We start from the raw sequence: 19,834 nt of genomic DNA, 5'->3' as shown, positions 1-19,834 counted from the left end.
ACGGGTGACCTTACGCAGCCGCCCACAGTTCGGTCCCGCGATCACCGGCCCGGGCGGCGATCCGGTGCAGCAGCTCCGCGACCGGCACGGCCCCCGGACGGCTCCCGTCCCGCAGCCGTACGGCCACCAGGTCGCCCTCGGCCTCCCGCTCCCCGATCACCGCCTGGTACGGCACGCGCCGCGCGGCCCGGATCCTGGCTCCCAGGGTGCCGTCGCCCAGGCCGTGGAGTTCGGCCCGCACGCCCCGCGCGCGTGCCTGCCGTACGACCTCGTGGGCGCGTTCCTCCTGGGCGTCCGACACCGGCAGCACCACCAGTTGCACGGGCGCGAGCCACACCGGGAACGCGCCGCCGTGCTGCTCGATCAGGTGCGCGACCACCCGTTCCACACTGCCGATGACACTGCGGTGCACCATGACCGGCCGGTGCCGGGCCCCGTCGGCGCCGATGTAGTGCAGGTCGAAGCGTTCGGGCTGGTGGAAGTCGATCTGGACGGTGGAGAGGGTGGACTCGCGGCCGGCCGGATCGGCGATCTGGACGTCGATCTTGGGGCCGTAGAAGGCGGCCTCGCCCGCCACGGACTCGTACGCGAACCCGTCCAGGGCCTCCCTGAGCAGCGCGGTCGCCCGCCGCCACAGCTCCTGGTCGGCGACGTACTTGCCGCCCTCGCCCGGGAGGGAGAGACGGTAGCGGGCGGCGCGGATGCCGAGATCGGCGTAGGCGCGGCGGATCAGTTCCAGGGCGCCCCGGGCCTCCGCCACGGCCTGCTCCGGGGTGCAGAAGATATGGGCGTCGTTGAGCTGGATGGCCCGGACCCGGGTCAGGCCACCGAGCACCCCGGACGGCTCGGAACGGTACATGCCACCCAACTCGGCCATACGCAGGGGCAGTTCGCGGTAGCTGTGGGAGCGGGAGCGGTAGATGAGGGCGTGGTGGGGGCACAGGCTCGGCCGCAGCACGACCTCCTCCGAGCCCAGTTCCATCGGCGGGAACATGTCCTCGCTGTAGTGGGACCAGTGCCCCGAGATCTCGTACAGCTCCCGTTTGCCGAGGACCGGCGAGTACACGTGCCGGTAGCCGGCCGCGCGTTCGGCCTCCCGGACGTACTCCTCCAGGGTGTGCCGCACGATCGCCCCGTCGGGGAGCCAGTAGGGCAGGCCCGCGCCCATCAGCGGGTCAGTGTCGAACAGGCCGAGTTCACGGCCGAGTCGGCGGTGGTCGGGAAGGGCGGGTGCGGCCGGTGCGTCGGGTGCGTCGGGTGCGTCGGGCAGGGCGGTCATGGCGGGTTCTCCTCACGGTGAACCCGAGACGAGCGCCCGCACGACGAAGCCCCGGGGCACTCGCCCCGGGGCTTCGACTGGGTCAGCTGTCAGCGCGCCGGGACACTCTCCGGCGTCGTCGTGAGGGACACGGGTACTGCGTGGGCGCGCTGCATGCGGGGACCGTAGCAAGGGGGACGCGCGCGGTGCCACGCGTTTTCCGCTCACCCGGACGGCCCGGCTCGCTGGTGGACCGTCGGCGGCGGTGGTGCCGTAAGAGGGCGTACCCGATCCCGGCAGCCCGCAGCGCGGTACGCAGCCGCGCGGTCCGCCGCCCGCAGCCCGCCCGGCCCCTTCGCCCTCAGGCCTCAGGAGAGACCTCGATGACCCGACCCACGGCCCGTGTCCTCACCGCCTCCGCGCTGTCGGCCGGCGCCCTCCTGACCGCGACCGCCTGCTCCGCCCTCACCACCCCGCCCACCGCCGAGCGCCCCGCCCTCACCGCCACCAGCACGCCGCCCGCCCCGCCCGCCAAGAGCCCCTCCCCGGTCGCCGCCCCCGGTCTCACCGAGGCACAGGCGCAGGCCGCGCTGCTCACGGACGCCGACCTCGGGGAGCCGTGGGCGCCGACGCAGGGCGCCGCGACCTGGCACGACGTGGTGCTCAAGGCGACCACCAAGATCCCGGACTGCCAACAGCTGCTCGACACCCTCTACGCCGAGCAGCTGTTCGGCGCGGACGCCCGGCCGCGCGCGGTGGTCACGCTCGACGACGACTGGAACGAGACCCAGTTGCGCCAGCAGGTGCTCGCCCGGCCCGCGGCGGACGTGGACCGCACCCTGGCCTGGCTGAAGACGCTGCCGAAGAAGTGCGCGCGGTTCGCCGCGACGACCACCGGGGGCGAGGTGCACGGCGTCGAGGTCACCGAGGCCGCGCTGCCGGAGGCCGGGGACGCCCGGCAGGGCCTGCGGGTCGTGGTCTCCGGCGAGACGGCCGACGGCGAGCCCGCCGCGTTCACCCTGGACGTCGCCGTCGTCCGGGTCGGCGACGACGCGATCGGCCTCACCCACGGCGGCTTCGGCGAGGTGGCCCCCGAGGTCGCCCAGGCAGTCGTCCAACTGGGCGCCCAACGCCTGACAGAGGTCCGCACCAAGGGCCGGGTACAGGTCTGACCCGGCGCGCGGGACTGGGCCGGGACTGGGCCGGGGCGGTACTGGGCCGGCTGCGGGCTTGGCCCGAGTGCAGGTCTGGCCCCTTTGCGGATCTGGGGCCGGTTCAGGTCTGGCACGGGTGCGGGCCTGGGCCACGTGCGGGCCTGATCCGGGTGCGGGCCCGGGCTACGTGCGGGCGCCTGACCCGGGTGCGGGACTGGGTCGGCTCACCCCTCGTCCCGGCTCAGACCCCGTCCCCGGGTTCAGTCCCCGTCCCGGTCGAACCTCGTCCGGTGGCCGACGACGTCGCGGGCCAGCTCCAGGGCCGTGCAGCTCTCCGCGAAGGCGTGGGCTCGTAGCCGGGAGAGGGCCTCGTCGGAGCCGACGCGGAGCTGGGCCATGATCATGCCGACGGCCTGGTAGACCTCGTCCTGGTCGCCGGCCAGCCCGCTCAGCCAGGACTCCGTACCCAGGCCCCCGTTCTCCTCCTCCCGGGGCAGCGCCACCAAGGCCACCGTCATCACGCTCGCCACCAGCAGCGCGATGCTCAGCTCGCGGGGCGTGAGCGCGCCGGGGGCCTCACGGTAGAGGTCGAGGGTGCCCACGCACACGGTGTCGTTGCCCAGCGGGATCGAGTACATCGCCCGCACCCCGTCGGCGGTGGCCTGCTGGGCGAGGACCGGCCAGCGGCGGACGTCCTGCCCGGCCGTGAGGTCGCAGGCGAGGACGGGGGCGCCGGTCCGGGCGGCGCACTGGCAGGGCCCGTCGCCGAGGGTGGCCTGGATCTCCGCCATCCGGGCGGCCCGCACACTGCTCGCGCCGAGCCGTACGGGCATGCCCTCGGTGTGCAGCGCCACGCTCACTCCGGCCACCGGCAACAGCTCGACGGCCACCTCGCACAGCCGTCCCGGGATCTCCCCGGGCTCGGCGTCCCGCACCTCCTCCGCGATCACCTCGACGGCCCGCATCCGCTCCCGGCGGAACGCGCGGTCGGCGTCGTAGCGGCCGGGTTCATCACCCCGGGCGCCCTCCCGGTCGTCCCTGGGCCACACGGCCACCGCCTCCTTCCTCGATCCAGGGCGTCGCCCGATTACCCCTCGGCCGAGGGGCGAAACCCGGCCCTCTGGTCGCCGCCCAGCGGCGAGTCGCGGGGCCACAGCGGGCGGACCTCGGGCGGCTGCCCGCCGACCTTGGTGACGAGTTCGGCGGCGATTTCGCGCAGCTTCACGTTCCGGTTCTGCGAGGCCCGGGTGAGGATTTTGAAGGCCTGCTCGGCACTGCACGACTCCTTGGACATGACGATGCCGAGGGCCTGGTCGATGACCGTGCGCGAGGAGATCGCGGTCTGCAGGTCCAGGCTGAACCGCTGCTGCCCCGCGAACTTCAGCGCGACACCGAGCGCGCCCGACGCGTACCCCGCGAAGACGGCGGCCTGCTCCCGGGCGGACGGGGTGAAGCCGTACCGCTCGGTGGAGTACATGTTGAGGACGCCGGCGACCTGTTGCCCGGGCGGGACCAGGGGCAGGGCGAGCATGCTGCGCACGCCGTTCTCGCGAGCCAGGTCCGGGAAGGCGCCGAAGCGGTCCTCCTCGTCGATGTCGTCGATGTGGTGGGGCGTGCCCGTCCGCAGGGTCTCCAGGCAGGGGCCCTCGCCCACGTCGTACTGCCGCTGGTCGAACCGGTCCACCAGCTCGTCGCTGGCGGCGGCCGTGTAGGGGTGGGCGGGGTCCGCGTCCCGGAGGGTGACGGAGCAGTGCACGGGGGCCGGGAGGGCGGTCGCGGCGAGCGCGACGAGTTCCCGCAGGAACTGCTCCAGTCCGTCGGCCTCCAGCAGCAGCGTCTGCAACCGCATCAGGAGCTGTTCTCCATGTCCGGGACCGGAAGATGGATCCGTCACGACGGACCTCCCTGCAGGGGGAAAGGTGCTGGACCCGCCGGGTACCCGGTCCCGACGGACCGACGCGGCGAACACCCGGACGAACCCGCGGCTATCTCTGCTCGTACGGATCCGTGGGCTGCTTCACCCGCCGCACCGACGTGACGTCGAGGACAGCGGGCCAGGCCGCGTCCGTGCCGAGTCCGCCCTTCGGGTGCCAGGTGCCGGTCACGGTGACCCAGGTGTCGACCGGCGGCGCGTCGTCCCCGCGGACCTCGACCTTGCCGGTCGTGGCGTCGGCGGCGCAGCAGGTGACGAAGAGCCGGGTGACGTACCAGGTCCCGTCGTCGCCGCGGGTCACGAAGCCGGTCATCCGGACTCCACGGCCCTTCAGGGAGCGCCCGCTGTCGTAGATCGCCCGCGAGCTGAACTGGGCGATCGTCAGCTCGACGGGGTTCCCGGCGGGCAGCGCCGGGAAGGCCCCGACACCCTGCGCGGCCCGCTGCGCGGCCTCCCGTCCGGCGCTGTACGAGCCGAGGGCGGGGGGCGGGAAGAGCAGCAGCGCGAGGGCGGGAAGGGTGAGAAGCCAGGCGACACGGGGGCCGTGCGCGTGGTCGTGGTCATCGTCGTGGCCATGGCCGTCGCGCCCGCCGCCGCCATGAGTCTCATCGCGCTCGTGCTCATGCTCGTACGCCTGCTCGTCTTTGTGCTCGTACGCGTGCTCGTGCTCGTCCTCGGCGGGCGCGGATCGTCGTACGGCCGCCATCGCCGCCCCCAGCAGCACCAGCAGTACCCCGGAGGCGACCAGGTAGGGGCGCAGCGCCGCCTGTACGTAGCGCAGGTACAGCTCGCTGAACAGGGAGATCCGCAGGACCGCCGCGCCGGTGAGGACGAGGAGGAGGGGTGGGCCGTACCGGCGGGCCGTCACAGCAGCCACCATCCGACCAGCGAGCTGCTCGCCAGGGCGACCACCCAGGTCGCGGACGAGAAGCGGACGGCGAAGGCGCGGCCGAAGGTGCCCGTCTGGAGGGCGATCAGCTTCAGGTCGACCATCGGTCCGACGACCATGAAGGCCAGCCGGGCGGTGGGCGAGAAGCCGCTGAGGGAGGCGGCGACGAAGGCGTCGGCCTCACTGCACACGCACAGCACGACGGCCAGCACCGCCAGCAGCAGGACCGACAGCCAGGCCGAGCCGGTGAAGAGGTCGAGGACGGATCGCGGGACGACGATGTTGAAGGTGGCCGCGGCCCCCGCGCCGAGCACGAGGAAGCCGCCGGCGTGCAGGAAGTCGTGCTGGAGCCCGGCGCCGAAGGCCCGCAGGCCGCCCTGCCCGCTCCGGCCGCTCCGGCTTCCGGGAGTGCGCCGGCGGGGTATGCGCAGCCACTCCTCCCGCCCGAACCGGGCCCACAGCCAGCCCATCACCACCGCCGTGCCCAGTGAGGCGACCAGCCGGCCGAGCACCATCTCCGGCTGCCGGGGGAAGGCGATCGAGGTGGCCACCAGGACCACCGGGTTGATCGCGGGCGCGGAGAGCAGGAAGGCGAGGGCGGCGGCCGGGGCCACGCCCCGGCTCATCAGGCTCCCGGCCACCGGCACGGACGCGCACTCGCAGCCCGGCAGGACGACCCCCGCGGCCCCGGCGACCGGCACGGCGAGGGCCTGGTTGCGCGGGAGGAGCCGTTGGAACACCCGCTCCGGCACGAAGGCGCCGATCGCCGCCGAGACGACCGTGCCGAGCAGCAGGAACGGCACGCCCTGGACCGCGACCGCCGTGAAGACGGTCCACCAGGCGGCGACGGGCGGGGTGTACAGGTCGAGGGCGAGCACCGGGCCGAGCACGGCCAGGACCGTGGCGAGGGCGAGCAGCGCCGCCCCGCCGAGGACGGCGTAGACGAGCGCGCGCACGACGAGGCGCAGGCCGTCGCCCACCGTCCGTTGGTTCTGCACGGTTCCTCGCCCTGCCGTCGGTCGTCCCGCGCAGGTTAACCAGAGCGGCTGTGCGCCGCCCCGGTTTCGTCACAGAGGAGGCTGTGCGGGCGCGGGCCCGAGGGTGGTGGTGCCGGGGGCCGTACGGTGTCCCAGCCCTGTCCGGTAGGCGTCCAGGGCCGCCTCCACCCGCCCGGTGCGGCGCAGCAGGTCGCCGAGGAGCCGGCACAGGTCGGCCAGGTCACCGACGGCGCCCGCCCGCTCCAGCAGGCTCAGGGAGCGGACGTAGTGCTCCTCGGCGGCCTCGGTGTCGTGGTCGTCCTCGGCGATGATGCCGAGGAGGCGGTGGGCGGCGGCGGAGTGCAGGGCGCCGCGTTCGGCGGTGAAGTCGCTGAGGACGTCGTGCAGCAGGGCGGCGGCCTCCTCGGACCGGCCGCGCCGGTGCAGCACGTCGGCCAGTTCGACGGCGACCTGGCTGGAGTAGAGGGCGGCCCGCTTGGCCGAGAGCATGGCGAGGGCCTCCCGCAACTCGGCCTCGGCGCGCTCCAGTTCGCCGTTCTGCGCGCAGACGTAGCCGCGCATCCAGTGGCAGTTGGCGAGTTCGGTGCGGATCTGCAGCTGCCGGTACAGCTCGGCGGCCTTGGCGAGGGAGGCGTCGGCCTCGGCGATGCGGCCCTCGGCGAGCAGGGTGCGGGCGACCGAGCGGTGCATCCGGGCGATCAGGGCCGGGTCGCCGGCCTGGGGGGCGAGGGCGAGGGCCAGCTCGGCGGCCTGGGCGGCGCGGGCGTGGGCGCCCATGTCCATGTAGGGGCCGATGATGCTGGCGTAGAGCAGGAGCAGGGCGTCGGGGTCGTGCAGGCCGCCGCGGTTGAGTTCGTCGAGGGTGGACTCCAACAGGTAGACGGCGTACCGGAGTTCGCCGCCCAGGTAGTGGGAGACGGCCCGGCCGCGGAGTGCCGGGACACGGGCCGGCAGGGGGGCGCCCGCGGTGGCGAGGCTCTCCTCGGCCCGCTCGAAGTACAGCCGGGCGGCGGCCAGGTCACCGGTGTCGATACCGCACTCGCCGAGTCCGAGCAGGGCGTCGGCCCGCTCGCTCACCAGGCCGTGGTTCTCCGCCTCGGCGAGCACCGCCGCGAATCCCTCGGTCGCCGCGTCGGTGGCGCCGGTGGCCAACGTGCGCTGCGCGCCGGTCAGTCGCAGGCGCAGCTCGGTGACCAGCCGGGCCGGGCGGCCGGTCGCCAGTTCGTCGAAGCCGACGCCGAGCCGCTCGGCGAGGTGCCGGAGCGCGTCGTCGGAGGGGCGGACGCGGCCGGCCTCCAGGGTGGAGATGTAGGCGGGGGTGTAGGCCGGTTCGGCCACCTGCTTCTGGGTCAGGCCGAGATCGACGCGCAGTTGCTGCACCCTGCGCCCGATCGTCACCGGGTCGTCGCGGTCCGGCATCGCCCAACTCCCCTGGTGCCTCTTGCCGTTCGAGTCCGTCAGCCCCTAGGTTAAACGGCATATTAAGCATGCTTAACAGATCACTGCTTCTGTTTGGTTTCGTTGTTGTTCGTGTGCTTCCCGTTGGACGTGTGGTTTCCGTTGCGCTTGTCGCTCGTGTCGTTCTCGTTGTTCTTGTCGCCGCTGCGAGGTTGTCGTGCTTGATCGCACCAGCTCCACCGAGCGTTACGCCAGGGGCATCGTCGCCGCCGTGGTCGCCGTCGCCGCGCTGGTCCTCGCGGCCAACGCCGGTCCGGCAAAGGCCACGGAGTCCCGGCCGGCGCAGCACGCCACCCACCACACGGACTCCGCGGCCCCCGCCCGGCGCTGAGAGCGGTCCGGCGGACTACAGGTCGCCCAGGGGCTCGTCACCCGCGAGGCGGTCCCCGGCGACCGCCGCAGCCTGCACATCACGCTCACCGAGGCGGGGCGGGACCGGGTCGACGAGGTGGTGGAGGGCCATGTCGCCAACCAGCGCGCGCTGCTGTCGGGCCTGTCCCCCGAGGACCGCGAGCAGTTCAACGCGTTGCTGCGGACGTTGCTCGTGTCACTGGGGGACAAGCGCTAGCCGGACCGGGCGGGGGCGCCGGCCGGGCCGGACGGTCCCCGCGGTGCGGCGTCACGCCGGCGCCGCGGGGACCGGACCTCGGAGCCCGATCCTTTCGGACAGGGCCCGGGTCGGGGCCGGATCAGGGCCGGATCAGAGCTGGAACTCCGCGGGCGACAGCCCCAGCGTCCCGCAGGCCTCCCGGAGGATGGCCTGCTCGGCCTGGGAGAAGTGACCGTCGGCACCGGCGATGACGATGCCGGTCTGGACGACGGCCCGCGCCTCGGTCGGCTTCTTGGCGGCCTTGGCGATCTCCTGCAGCGCCTCGGCCTTGCCCTGCGTGTAGTTCCGGGTCAGCAGGTCCACATGCTTGTGGAAGCGCGTGCGCAGCTGCTCCGGCGGGAAGTTCTGCAGCACGTCGTTGCTGAGGATCAGGGACTCGACGCGCTGCATCTCGGACGCGTCCACCTGCCCGTCCGCCGCCGCGACCAGGGCGCACATCGCCATGCTCGCGTCCCGGTACGCGCCGCTCTTCAACTCGGTCTTGAGCGAGCCGAGCTGCGTCTTCAGCACACCGACCAGCTGGGCACGCGAACCGCCCCCGGACCCCGTGCCGCTGCGGCCGGGGGTCTGGCCGGCGGTCTGGCCACGCCCGCTCTGGGACTGCTGCAGCGTCTTGGCCTGGTTCTTGAGCTGGTCCCACAGTGCCATCGCGGTCACCTCGGTATTCGTTTCGTCATCGGTCCCGAACCCGCTCATGCGCGCTCATCCGGTCAACGGCCCCCTCCCCGCAAAGGTTCCACACAGCCACCGCCCGTCACCGCCCACCCACCACGCGCTTCCGGTGTGACGGAAACCATCCCAAACACCCCTCCACCTCTACAGAAACCCCCTCTACGGTGGAGAGATGTCCCCTTTGGCCAGCATCAGCAGCGCGTTCGCGCCCCGCTTCGCGGAGTTCGCGTTCGAGCCCGCCTTCACGGCCGCCGTGGACCAGCACGTGGCGGAGATCAGGCAGCGGCTCGCGGCCACCGCCCCGGGACTCGTCCCGCACCCGCCGCACCGCGAGGACCTCACCGACTACGCCCTCGGCTTCCTCGACGCGCTCACCGAGACCGACTGGCGCGAACCCGTCGGCCACGACTTCGCGGTCTGCCGCCTCACCGCCATCACCTGGCTGGTCCACCGGCACGACCTGCTGGCGGACGTCGCCCAGGACACGCCCTGACACCCGTCGGCCCGGGTCAACTCCCGTCCTGGCCGCACACCTTCCGGTAGGGCGTCCCCGGCACATACGTCCGCCACTCCCTCTTCGTCAGGTTCCGGCCCCCCGCCCGTGCGCAGACCCTGGCCAGCGCCCGCCCCGTGTCCACCGCGTACCGCCGGAGCGGGGCATGGGCGCTGCCCGCGTAGAGCGTGCCGCTGTCGGCGCTGAAGGCGAGCGTCCCGACGCTCTCGCCGGGGGAGGGGAGCGGGCCGCCGAGGGGCTGTTGGGTCGCCGTGTCCCAGAGCTGGAGCGTGCCCGCGTCGCCGCCGACGGCGAGGGTGTGGCCGTCGGGGCTGAGGGCGAGGGCGCTGACGGCCTCCGGGTCGGCGGTGTCACCGAGCTGGGCGGGGAAGACGTTGCGCAGGATGCCCGCGCGGTGGCGCAGCCCGCCGTCCCACAGGGCGACCCGGCCGGTCCGGTCGCCCGCGGCGAAGGTGCGGCCGTCGGGACCGAAGGCGAGCGCGCTGGTGTCCTCGCCCTGGACGAGGTCCTGGGCGAAACCGGCCCCGGAGGTCAGCCGGACGACACGGTCGGCGCCGACGAGGAGCCCGCCGTCGGGGTGCAGGGCCAGGTAGGCGCCGATCCGGCCGGGCGCGGTGACGGACCTCGTCCTGCGGTGCCGTGCGATGTCCCAGACCTCGTTGCTCAGCTCGCCGATGGCCGGTGTGCGGTCGGCGTACAGGGTGCGGCCGTCCGGGGCCAGCGCGAGGGAGACCACCGCCGTGCCGGACGCGGACGCCGACAGGTCGAGCGCGGTACGGGCCCGGTCGTGGCGTACGTCCCAGACCGTGAAGCGCTGGGGGGAGGACTGCCGGCCGGGCGCGGAGACGCCGTAGACGAAGTCGCCGCCGTCGGGGCCGAACGCCATCAGGGGCAGCGTGTCCTTCGGCACGACCGGCCGCCCGGGGTCCCGGGAGACGGGGAGCGGCGGGGACGGGAGGGTACGCGGCGGCCGGCCGTCGCGGATGTCGCGGAGCTCGAAGCGGTAGCGGGTGCCGGTGAGTTCGGCGGTGGCGAGGGTGCGGCCGTCGGGGCTGAGCAGGACGCCGGCGAGGGGCCGTTCGCGCCACGGGGGCGTCACGGTGCCCGTGAGGTCCAGGGTGTGGACGGTGCTCCCTTCGAGATAGCGCAGCAGGGGGCGGTGGGGGTCCCAGGCGAGGGAGTCGTAGACGTGCTGGTTGCTGAGGGGGTGCCGGAAGACCGGGGTGCCGGGGTCCGACAGCCGCCAGACGCGTATCTCGTCGGTCCCGGCGGTGGCCAGGAAGCGGCCGTCCCTGCTGACGGAGGCGTAGCGCACGCCCCGGTCCCCGATGTCGGCGACCTGCCGCCGGGAGCGGAGGTCCCAGACGCGTACGCCGGTGTCGGAGACGACGGCGAACCGGTCGTCGTCGCCGTGGCCGAACACCACCGTCGCCCCCTCGGCGCAGACACCGTGGGCCCGCTCCCAGGCGCCGGGCAGCGTGCGGTCGCGGACCGTGTCCCAGACCCGCGGTGCGCCGCCGGTGGGGCAGACGACGACCAGCCGGTCGTCGTCGCCCGGTCGGACGGCCGCCGGTTCGGCGCCCCGCGTCCCGAACAACAGCCGGTCGTCCGCGACCGAGCGCAGCTGCACCTCGCTCCCGTCGCCGCGGCTCAGCAGGTAGCTGCGGCCGCTCGGGCCGACGTCGAGCTCGTAGGAGTCCGGTCTCGCCGGGCCCTTGGTCCAGCGGTCGGTGACGGTGTCCCACAGCCGTACGCCGTGCTCGCCGGCGACCACGAGGAACCGGCCGTGCGGTCCGGAACCGAGGACCAGTCCCTTCGGCAGCCTGCCTCCGCCGGTGCGGCGGTGGCCGGCCACGTCCAGGGTCTGCCAGTCGCGGTCGGTGACGCCGAGCAGGACGCGGCCGGAGTCGACGAGGAAGTGCTGCCGGCTGTATCCCGGGACGGGGTCGGTGAAGGCGTCCGACTCCGGCTGGGCGAGGGAGCCGAGCAGGGCGCGGCGGGTCTCCGGCAGCGGGGCGATGCGCCAGGCGGCGGCGCCGAGGAGCAGGGCGGTCCGGGGGTCGGTGCTGCGCAGGCCGTCGGCGACGGCGGCGAGCCGGCGGGCGGTGCTCTGGGTGCGCTGCCGCTGGTTGTCCTGGTGCTGCTGGAACGCGGCCAGCGCCGCCACCAGACACGCCACGAGCACCGCCGACAGCGCGCCGGCCAGCGTCCGGGACCGGCGCCTGGACCGGGCCGCGGTCCGGCGTTCCGCCTCGCGGACGGCGAACGCGGCCGTGAGGAAGGACTGTTCGGCGGCGGTCAGCGCGAGGTCGGTGGTGTGGCCGGGGAAGATCTCCCCGGCCCGGTCCAGGCGGCTGCCCCGGTACAGGGTGCCGGGGTCGCGGTCGTGCTCCAGCCAGGCGCCGGCCGCCTCGGCCAGCCGGCGGTGGTGGCGCAGCCGTTCCCGGTCCTCCTCGATCCAGCCGTGCAGCCGGGGCCAGCAGGTGATGAGCGCCTCGTGGGCGAGGTGGACGCCCTCCTCGTCGGCGGTGAGCAGCCGGGCCGCCGCCAGCCGTTCCACCACGTGCGGCACCTCGGGGTCCGCGTACGTGTCCCGTTCCGCGCGGGTCAGGGGGCGCCCGGTGTCGGGGGTGCCCTGGCCCGGCTCGATCATCCGCAGCAGCAGCCGGCGGGCGGTGCGCGCCTGGTCCGGGGAGAGCTGCCGGTACGCCTCCTCGGCGCTGACCGCGATGGCGCCCCGCACCCCGCCGACCGCCTCGTACCCGGCCAGGGTGAGCATCCGGCCCTTGCGCCGCCGCCAGGTCTCCAGGAGCGCGTGCGAGAGCATCGGCAGCGCGCCGGGCCGGTCCAGGACCTCCTCGACGATCCGCGCGGTCAGCTCCCGCTCCACCAGCAGCCCGGCCGCCTGCGCCGGGCGCACCACGGTCTCCCGGAGCTCGTCGGCGGTCATCGGGCCGACCGGCAGCGCGGAGCCGCGCAACGCGTCCGCCAGTTCCCGGTGGTCGGCGCAGCGGGCGTAGAAGTCCGCCCGTACGGCGATCAGCACCCTCAGCCGCGATCCCGGGTTCCGGGCGGCCAGCAGCAGGTCGAGGAACCGGGTCCGCTCGGCCGTGTCACGGCAGCGGGTGAAGACCTCCTCGAACTGGTCGACGACCACCCAGCTCTCCGGTTCCCCCACGGCCGGGGCGAGGAGATGCCCGTAGGTGGCGGCGGGGCTCGCGCCCGGGGTGAGCACCCGCAGCACCGCCGGGATCCCCAGCTCCGCGATCTTCTCCCGCAGCCCGGGGATCAGCCCGGCCCGCAGCAGCGAGGACTTGCCGCTGCCGGACGCGCCGAACAGCACGGCGAACCGGTGCTCGCACACCAGCTCCCGCACCTCCTCGACCAGGTGGTCCCGGCCGAAGAAGAGCGCGCGGTCGTCCGGTTCGAAGCGGGCCAGGCCCCGGTACGGCTGCCGGTCGTCCCCCTCGGCCGCGGCGGGCACCCCCGCGGCCTCCGCGTCGGCGTCCTTCCACCGGGGTTCCCAGTCCGCGGGGTCGGCCCCGCAGGCGCGGGCGTAGCCCTGGACCAGCGCGAGTGAGGGCAGCCGCTCGCCGGCAGCGGCCTGCGACAGCGTTGTCGCGGCGAAGCCGGCCGTCCTGGCCATCGTGCGGTACGAGGGACTGCCCGCCGCCTTGCGCAGCTCGCGGAGTTCGTGCGCGAGGCGCTGCACGGGGCCCGCCTCGGGGTCCAGCGGTCGTTCGGGACGTCCCACGGATCGGCCTACTTCCGAACAGCAGATGAAAACAGTGTTCAGGGAGGCTCAAGTTACGTTTCTCCACGTTCTGTCGTAAACCAACACGGGATGTGACGTTGGTGACGATGACGGAACGGAACGCCGATCAACGTGTCCGGTTCGCCCGTTCCCGACGGTCCTGGCAGAGGGGCACCCGCGGCTCCTGGCTCGTGCGGGTGCGGAATTGATCCGGTCGGCGAAAGGGGCTGCCGATCAACTCCGCGCCCGTCAGCCTCTGAGTGATCCCCCGGTCACCCGGCCGCAGCCACGGCCGGACCGGGACCCGACACACAGCGGAAGTGGAGAGCACCCCCCATGTCCCAGGCAGTCACCAGCCAGTCCCCCACGATCAGGAACAGCAGGACCTCCCGCCTCGCCCGGCTCGCACTCGTCGCACTGAGCGCCGGCGCGCTGACCGTCGGCGTCTCGACGAGCGCGTCCGCCGCCATCCTGACGCCGCTGCCGTGGAACGCGAGCACCTTCCAGGACAAGTACATGCCGTTGTTCGACTACGACTCGGACAGCTGCTTCCCCGCGGCGGCCGTCGACGCGAGCGGAAAGCTCAACGGCGGCCTCAACAACAGCGGGTCGATCACCGGCGGCTGCCGGACCGACCACCTCGGCAAGGCCAACACCTACTCGCAGGGCTGGTGCAAGAACGGCTGGTGCGCCTACGTCTACGCGCTGTACTTCGAGAAGGACCAGACGCTGAACGGCGCCGACGCCTTCGGCCACCGCCACGACTGGGAGTCCGTCGTCGTCTTCCAGAAGCAGGGCGACGAGCGGCCCGGCTTCCTGTCCGCCTCCCGGCACGGCGGCTACAGCACCCACCCGATCAACGAGGTGCCGATGGACGGCAACCGCGTCAAGATCGTCTACCACAAGGACGGCGCGAGCACCCACGCCATGCGCTTCGCCAAGTGGGGCGAGACGCCGGAGGCCTGGGGGAACGGGGGCTGGGACCGCCCGGCCCTGGTCACCATGGAGAACATGGACAAGACCCCGCGCGACCAGCTGTGGAACTCCAAGTGGGGCGACGCCAACTTCCCGCTGACCGGCAACCTCCAGAGCAACATCAACAAGGCCCGGAACGCCGACAACAGGGCGGCGGCGGCCATCCCCGCGTTCTGACGCCCCACGGGTCCTGACGTACGACGACGGGCCCCGGCACCCGCCGGGTCCTGACGTACGACGGCCCTACGCCCCCGGTCGCCGGGCGCATGCCGCGGCCGCCGACGCACCCTCTCCCCCTGTGCGTCGGCGGCCGCTTCCCGTTCCCGGCGTCACATCGCCGGGACGGTCACATGTCCGTCGACCGCGGCGGCATCCCGGGATCCATACCCCGACCCGGGTCCATGCCCCGGCCCGGGTCCATGCCCCGACCGGTCTCCATGTCCGTCCGCTCCCGCGCCGGCTGGCCCCGCATCGCGTCCTCGCGGCCCGCCTGGTAGGCCGACATGCTGCCCTTGGCGCGCATGCCCTCCGCCTCCGCGGTGGTGAGCATCCGCTCCCAGCGCTGCCGCATCGGCACGATCATGCCGCCGCCGACACCGACGACCAGGATGCCGGCGACCGTGACGAGCGCCGCGTACAGCAGCGGCCGGGTGACGTCCTGGGCGATACCGGCCTGGCCGAGGGCGGCGATGACACCGAGGGCGAGGATGCAGGCCCACATCACGGTGGCGACCGTACGGCCGTAGGACATCGACGACAGGGCTCCGGAGACGATGTTCCGGACCGCGTTGGCGATGGCCATGGCGACCACGACCAGGACGACGGCGACGATGCCGCGCGGCAGCCAGGCGACGATGCCGTTGATCATCGTGCTGACCGGGTTGGCGCCGAAGACGCCGAGCGCGAGCTGCAGGGTGATCAGCATCAGCGCGTAGAAGACGATCTTGCAGATGATGCCGGTCATGTCGTACTTGGAGTCCCGGAGCAGCCGTTCCGTGCCCGCCCGCTCCGACAGGCGCTCGGAACCGACCTTGCGCAGCACCGTGCCCAGGACCTTGGCGATCATCTTCGAGATGAACCAGCCGATGGCCAGGATGATCAGGAAGCCGATGAGCTGCGGGACGAACTGGGCGACCTTCGACCAGGCGTCGTTCAGCCCCTGGGTGAAATCTATCGAGAGGGTGGAGACGGACGTGGCCATGCGTGGCACTTCCTTCGTCGGGTGGTTCCCCCTCCCTCGTGGATAGCAGCGGTACGGGCTCCGCGCCCCGGTGGACACCCCCGTACGGGTGACGGCCCGCCCGGCGTTCCGCTAGCCGGGCAGCGCCTTGCGCAGCGCCTCGTCCAGGGTCCGGGCCAGCTCGGCGTCGGTCGGCGGGCGGTCGGCGAACAGGGCGCCCAGCCGGGCGGCGAAGGTCTGCGTGAACGCGCCGTACAGCGGGGTGCGCGGGCGCTGGACCGCGGCGCGGAGCGCCGGGAGGAGGATGCCGCCGGCGTACGCGGGACGGCCGTCCCGGTCACGGGGCATCCGGTCGGCGCTCTCGCCGGAAGGGGAGGGCGAGGGGGAGGCCGAGGGGGCCTGGGCGGTCAGGGGGCACTTCACCGCGGAGCCGACGTACGCCGAGGTCCGCGTCGCCGCGAAGCCCGCGTCCAGCAGACAGCGCTCGCTCTCCCTGCCGGTGAGGAAGCCGATCAGCTCGGCCGCCTTGTCCGAGCGCTGGGAGGCCGCGGCCACCGCGAGGTTCTGGCCGCCGAGCACCGCGCGGCCGGGCAGCGGGGCGACGCCGAGCTGCCGGTCGGTGAAGGTCTGGTGCAGCGTGCGGTAGGCGTAGGGCCAGTGGCGCAGGAAGGTGGTGCGCCCGGCGGCGAAGTCGGCGAGGGAGGCGGCCTCGTCGGAGCGGACGGCGTTCTGGAGGGTGTACGGCGGATCGGTGCGCTGCCGGAGTTCGGCGATGCCCTCCGTCAACTGCCCGACGGTGGCGGCGTAGTGGCCGTCGGCGTCGGTGATGGCGAGGTCCCCGGTCGCGGACGCGAACGCCTCCACGGCGTTGACCGTGCGCCCCTCGTACGGGGCGAGCTGGGTCGTCCAGCCCTGCTCGTAGCCCTTGGGGGGATCGTCCTCCAGGGTGCGGATGATCTCCTGGAGCCGGGCCCGGTCGATGCCCCCGCTCAGGTCGGTCTGCGTGATGCCCGCCTCGCGCAGGTGGTCGCGCCGGTAGTAGAGGAGCCCGACGTCGCTGTTGAACGGCACCGCGTACACCTTGCCGTCCCAACGGGCCGTGTCGGCGACCGACTTGATCACGTCACCGTCCAACGCCCTGTCGGGCAGCCTGCGGACCAGGCCGGCGGCGGCGAACTCCGGTACCCAGGTGACGTCGAGGTTGACCACGTCGTAGGCGGCGCTGCCGGACTGGAGGGCGCCCAGGAGCTGGCTGCGCTGTTCGTCGGCGCTGCCCGGGAGTTCGACCAGACGGGCCCGGTAACCGGTGCGGTCCTTCTCCTGCCGCCGGTTCCAGTCGTCGATGAGCTGCTGCCGGATGCCGTTCTTGCCGGTGACGTCCCGCCCGCTGGCGACGACGATGTCACCGGGCCGGTCGGCACCGGTCGCCGCGGACCTCCCGGCATCCCCACCACCGCTGCACGCCACCGGCAGGGACAGCAGGAACACCACCAGCAGCGCCACGAGACGCCGGGCGGTGCCGGAGCGGTCCGTGCGGGGCCCGGGCATCAGCCCTCCTCCCCCGTTCCGGCGCGGGCGACCTCGTCGGCCAGGCCCGTGCCGAGGTCGTCGTCGGCGTCCAGGCAACGGCCGCCGCTCGCGGCGGAGATACGGGCCGCGGGTCTGCCCTCGTCGCAGCCGCCGCCCTCCAGGGACACCATGGCCACCGGCACGTCCGCCGACCGCGCCCGGGTCAGCACCTCGACGAGGCGCACGCCGGTCAGCCGGTCGTCGTCCTCGCCGTCGGTGATCTGGACGAGGAGCCGGGGGCGTTCGTCCGGGCCGCGGGCGGCGAGGTCGTCGAGCGCGGCGATCAGGGCCGCGTGCGGGTCGGCCTCGGCGTCCCGCACCCGGGCCGCGTCGACGGCGCGTTCGGCCTCCTTGCGGGTGTGGCGGCCGAAGGGGAGCAGGGTCTCGTAGGAGCGCTCGGCCTCGTCGCCGGAGCCGCCCGCCGTGTCGGAGGTGCCGGACACCCCCCACACCCCGTACTCGTCCTCGCCGCCCAGCCCGCCCAGGGACTGTCTGAGCAGTCCGGGGCCGCCGCTGGGCCCCTCCCACAGGGAGGCCATCGAACCGGAGCTGTCCAGCAGGAACAGGACCCGGCCGGGGCCGTGGGCGGCGCGGTACTCGGTGAGCGCCGTCTCCACCGCGTCGCGTCCTGCGCTCTCCACGAGCGGCGACGGTGCCCACAACATCCCGGCGGGGAGCCGTCCTTCGGCGTCCAGCAGGGGGTGCTCGCCGCTCGCCGAACGGAAGCCGTCCCGGGCGAACGCGGCCTGCCCCTCCTCGCCGGCCAGCCACGCGCGGAAGTTCTCCGCCGCCTCGTCCCGTGCCGTCTCGTCCCGGTCGGCGTCCTGCCAGCGGATCCGCACGAACGTGGGCTCCAAGCCCGGTACGTCACCGGGATAGTGGGCGATCCTGGGCGTCCGGGTGGCCCGGTCGCAGCCGACACCGCTGCGCAGCAGGAACTCGGGGACGAGGGCGGCGGTGCGGTTGTCCACGGCGTCGTCGTCGGGCAGCGTGCACAGCAGGTCGGCGGCGGTGGGGGAGGGCGGTCCCGGCTGGGCGACCCGCTGTTCCGCACCGCCCGGGTCGGCTCCGGCACCGTAGAGACCGATCGTGGCGAGCAGCGCCGAGGCCGCGAACTCCGGGTCGGGGCGCCGCACTTCGGCCGCCGCGTCCCGCGCACCCAGGGCGGTGATCATCCGGGTCAGCGAGGGGTTCACCCGGTCGTTCAGGCCGGCGGCGAGGCGCTGCGGGACGGCGAGCACGACCGGGGAGTACGCCAGTGGCTCGTCGTCGGGTTCCAGCCGGGCCACGGCGTCCGTGTCCTGGGCGTCCGCGACCCTGGCGGCGTCGGCGGCGGTGGCGGGGATCCACACGTCCGGCTGCGGGCCGACGTCCCGCTGCGGGTTGGTGTCCTCGTCCCGGGGCTCCTGCCAGGCGTCCGACTGCCCGGTGAGCGCGGTGACCGCGTCGGTGGAACCCGCGCTGTACACGGTGATGCCGCTGCGCCGGCAGCCGTCGTCGGTGGTGTTCCCGCCGGACGTCAGATAGGCCTCCGCGGCGGCGCTCACCGTCGGTTCGAGGTCGGGGTCGGTCAGGACCCGCAGTTCGAGCGGCGGCGCGCAGGCCGGGTGGTCGTCGGTGAGGGTGACGATGCCGTAGGAGCCGAGGCCGAACGCGGCGAGGGCGAGCAGGAGGACGAGGGTGACCCGGGTGGCGGACCGGGAGCCGGAACGGCCGGCGGGACGGCCGGTGAGAGGGGCGCCCGGGCGGCCGGCGGGAGGGGCGGTGGCCCCGCCCGACCCCGGGCGGCGGCTGCCGCGAACCACGGCGGCCACCACACCGCGCAGAGGCGCGAGGAGGGCGAGGACAGCGGCCACGGCACCGCGGACGGGAGCGGAGCGCACCCCCCGTTCCCCGCCGGACCGCCCGGACCGCCCGGACCGCCCGGTCTTCCCGATCCGCCCGGACACCCCCGGCCGTACCCCGGAGGACCCCGGCTTCCGTACCCCCGGAGACCACCCGGCCCGCCCGGATGACCCGGACGACCCGGACGACCCGGACGACTCCCTCCCGGCTTCGGAGGGCCGTGCTCCGGAGGTCCCCGCCCCGGAAGGCCACGGCCCCGCCCCCATCGGCCGCCGCCCCGGCGCGGCCGACCGTGCGGACAGCAGCACGTCCTCGCCCGGCTCGGCCCTGCTCTGCGGCTCCCACGGCTCCCCGCGCACCGTCCGGTACCCCGCCGCCGCCAGCCGGTCGCGCAGCCGGTCCGCGAGATCGAGAAGGCCCAGTTCCTCCTCCTCGTGCAGCATCCGCGCCAACTCCTCGGTGAACGGCGTCGGTTCGGTGCCGTCCCCCGCGTCGATACGGTGGTTGGCCTGCACGCTCATCAGCAGCAGCACGCGCCGCTTGTCACGGAAGGTCTCCCAGATCCAGGCGGCGTTGCCGGCGAAGCAGCAGTCGAGGACGACGACGATCCGTTCGGCCGGGCCGGCGGCCAGCACGGTCAGGGCGGTGGTGAACATCTCCGCGCCGGGGAAGACGGCGTGCCCGCCGGCGACCACACTCGCGTTGCGCATCTGGAGGAACAGCTCGTCGCCCGCGCTGGGGATGGCACCGTGCCCCGAGAAGTACAGGAACAGCAGGCCCTCCGCCTCCTCGGCGGTCCGGCGCAGGGCATGGTCGAAGTCGTCCCGGGACGGCGAGCGGGCCACGGTGATCTCGTCCTCGCCGAAGACCCGGCCCCGCCGCAGGGCGTCCCGGAGCCGGTTCAGGTTGTGCTTGACGGCGGGGAGGTCGCCGGGCACGCCGTGCGGCGGCTCCGTCAGGTCGTACTCGGAGACCCCCACCAGCAGCGCCCGGTTCACCCGTCCACGCGGGTCGAAGCGGGTCAC

General features: G+C 74.0%; 15 protein-coding genes. 4 read left to right on the top strand and 11 right to left on the bottom strand.

The features are described from left to right. Positions 1-10 precede the first annotated feature (10 nt). A complete protein-coding gene (thrS, locus tag ACZ5VD_RS14475; RefSeq protein ID WP_468682378.1) occupies positions 11-1,279 on the bottom strand; it encodes a threonine--tRNA ligase in 1,269 nt (422 codons plus the stop codon). Between the two features lie 362 nt (positions 1,280-1,641). Here thrS and ACZ5VD_RS14470 point away from each other — a divergent pair, with 362 nt between their 5' ends. Continuing rightward, positions 1,642-2,430, top strand: coding sequence for a hypothetical protein (locus ACZ5VD_RS14470; RefSeq protein ID WP_468682377.1), 789 nt, complete (start codon positions 1,642-1,644; stop codon positions 2,428-2,430). A gap of 242 nt (positions 2,431-2,672) precedes the next feature. Here the strand turns inward: ACZ5VD_RS14470 and ACZ5VD_RS14465 are convergent, their stop codons facing one another. From ACZ5VD_RS14465 to ACZ5VD_RS14445, 5 genes are all read right to left on the bottom strand, one after another. Further along, the gene (locus ACZ5VD_RS14465; protein ID WP_468682376.1) at positions 2,673-3,461 is read right to left on the bottom strand and encodes a GAF and ANTAR domain-containing protein; all 789 of its coding nucleotides are present in this window, start codon (positions 3,459-3,461) and stop codon (positions 2,673-2,675) included. Between the two features lie 38 nt (positions 3,462-3,499). After that, a complete protein-coding gene (locus ACZ5VD_RS14460) occupies positions 3,500-4,261 on the bottom strand; it encodes a GAF and ANTAR domain-containing protein (RefSeq protein WP_468554228.1) in 762 nt (253 codons plus the stop codon). A gap of 136 nt (positions 4,262-4,397) precedes the next feature. After that, complete coding sequence (locus ACZ5VD_RS14455) at positions 4,398-5,213, bottom strand: TIGR03943 family putative permease subunit (RefSeq protein WP_468554229.1); 816 nt, start codon at positions 5,211-5,213, stop codon at positions 4,398-4,400. Next, a complete protein-coding gene (locus ACZ5VD_RS14450) occupies positions 5,210-6,232 on the bottom strand; it encodes a permease (RefSeq protein WP_468682375.1) in 1,023 nt (340 codons plus the stop codon). The genes ACZ5VD_RS14455 and ACZ5VD_RS14450 overlap by 4 nt, the downstream gene beginning before the upstream one ends. Before the next feature lie 69 nt (positions 6,233-6,301). After that, positions 6,302-7,651 (bottom strand): helix-turn-helix domain-containing protein, encoded by a 1,350-nt coding sequence (locus ACZ5VD_RS14445; RefSeq protein ID WP_468554231.1) that lies wholly within the window; start codon positions 7,649-7,651, stop codon positions 6,302-6,304. A gap of 196 nt (positions 7,652-7,847) precedes the next feature. Between ACZ5VD_RS14445 and ACZ5VD_RS14440 the strand changes: the two genes are divergently transcribed. Then, positions 7,848-8,021, top strand: a complete 174-nt coding sequence (locus ACZ5VD_RS14440; RefSeq protein ID WP_468682374.1) for a hypothetical protein — start codon at positions 7,848-7,850, stop codon at positions 8,019-8,021. A 369-nt stretch (positions 8,022-8,390) separates the two neighbouring features. On the opposite strand, the gene ACZ5VD_RS14435 is transcribed toward ACZ5VD_RS14440, so the two are convergent. Continuing rightward, complete coding sequence (locus ACZ5VD_RS14435; RefSeq protein WP_468554233.1) at positions 8,391-8,948, bottom strand: tellurite resistance TerB family protein; 558 nt, start codon at positions 8,946-8,948, stop codon at positions 8,391-8,393. 196 nt (positions 8,949-9,144) lie between these two features. On the opposite strand from ACZ5VD_RS14435, the gene ACZ5VD_RS14430 reads away from it, so the two are divergent. Continuing rightward, positions 9,145-9,465 carry a DUF6401 family natural product biosynthesis protein gene (locus tag ACZ5VD_RS14430; protein WP_468554234.1) on the top strand — a complete coding sequence of 107 codons (321 nt, stop codon included), beginning with the start codon at positions 9,145-9,147 and terminating at the stop codon, positions 9,463-9,465. A 16-nt stretch (positions 9,466-9,481) separates the two neighbouring features. Here ACZ5VD_RS14430 and ACZ5VD_RS14425 read toward each other — a convergent pair whose 3' ends face one another. After that, positions 9,482-13,240 carry an nSTAND1 domain-containing NTPase gene (locus tag ACZ5VD_RS14425; RefSeq protein WP_468682373.1) on the bottom strand — a complete coding sequence of 1,253 codons (3,759 nt, stop codon included), beginning with the start codon at positions 13,238-13,240 and terminating at the stop codon, positions 9,482-9,484. 336 nt (positions 13,241-13,576) lie between these two features. On the opposite strand from ACZ5VD_RS14425, the gene ACZ5VD_RS14420 reads away from it, so the two are divergent. After that, positions 13,577-14,392 (top strand): NPP1 family protein, encoded by an 816-nt coding sequence (locus ACZ5VD_RS14420; protein ID WP_468554236.1) that lies wholly within the window; start codon positions 13,577-13,579, stop codon positions 14,390-14,392. 169 nt (positions 14,393-14,561) lie between these two features. Here the strand turns inward: ACZ5VD_RS14420 and ACZ5VD_RS14415 are convergent, their stop codons facing one another. The 3 genes from ACZ5VD_RS14415 to ACZ5VD_RS14405 form a co-directional block, all read right to left on the bottom strand. Beyond that, positions 14,562-15,416 carry a mechanosensitive ion channel family protein gene (locus ACZ5VD_RS14415; protein WP_468682372.1) on the bottom strand — a complete coding sequence of 285 codons (855 nt, stop codon included), beginning with the start codon at positions 15,414-15,416 and terminating at the stop codon, positions 14,562-14,564. Between the two features lie 111 nt (positions 15,417-15,527). Then, positions 15,528-16,943 carry an extracellular solute-binding protein gene (locus ACZ5VD_RS14410; protein ID WP_468682371.1) on the bottom strand — a complete coding sequence of 472 codons (1,416 nt, stop codon included), beginning with the start codon at positions 16,941-16,943 and terminating at the stop codon, positions 15,528-15,530. Then, complete coding sequence (locus ACZ5VD_RS14405) at positions 16,943-19,834, bottom strand: vWA domain-containing protein (RefSeq protein WP_468682370.1); 2,892 nt, start codon at positions 19,832-19,834, stop codon at positions 16,943-16,945. The genes ACZ5VD_RS14410 and ACZ5VD_RS14405 overlap by 1 nt, the downstream gene beginning before the upstream one ends.

It is taken from the genome of Streptomyces sp. NPDC032822 (assembly GCF_055578825.1).
The sequence above is the reverse complement of the archived record's forward strand: the minus strand, read 5'-3'. Positions and strand labels throughout refer to the sequence as shown.

Excerpts from the sequence above, each read along its gene's own strand:
- ACZ5VD_RS14470 (WP_468682377.1), top strand. The coding sequence starts at position 1,642 with ATGACCCGACCCACGGCCCGTGTCCTCACCGCCTCCGCGCTGTCGGCC.
- ACZ5VD_RS14430 (WP_468554234.1), top strand. The coding sequence starts at position 9,145 with ATGTCCCCTTTGGCCAGCATCAGCAGCGCGTTCGCGCCCCGCTTCGCG.
- ACZ5VD_RS14460 (WP_468554228.1), bottom strand. The coding sequence starts at position 4,261 with ATGCGGTTGCAGACGCTGCTGCTGGAGGCCGACGGACTGGAGCAGTTC.
- ACZ5VD_RS14415 (WP_468682372.1), bottom strand. The coding sequence starts at position 15,416 with ATGGCCACGTCCGTCTCCACCCTCTCGATAGATTTCACCCAGGGGCTG.
- ACZ5VD_RS14445 (WP_468554231.1), bottom strand. The coding sequence starts at position 7,651 with ATGCCGGACCGCGACGACCCGGTGACGATCGGGCGCAGGGTGCAGCAA.
- ACZ5VD_RS14410 (WP_468682371.1), bottom strand. The coding sequence starts at position 16,943 with ATGCCCGGGCCCCGCACGGACCGCTCCGGCACCGCCCGGCGTCTCGTG.
- thrS (WP_468682378.1), bottom strand. The coding sequence starts at position 1,279 with ATGACCGCCCTGCCCGACGCACCCGACGCACCCGACGCACCGGCCGCA.
- ACZ5VD_RS14420 (WP_468554236.1), top strand. The coding sequence starts at position 13,577 with ATGTCCCAGGCAGTCACCAGCCAGTCCCCCACGATCAGGAACAGCAGG.
- ACZ5VD_RS14435 (WP_468554233.1), bottom strand. The coding sequence starts at position 8,948 with ATGGCACTGTGGGACCAGCTCAAGAACCAGGCCAAGACGCTGCAGCAG.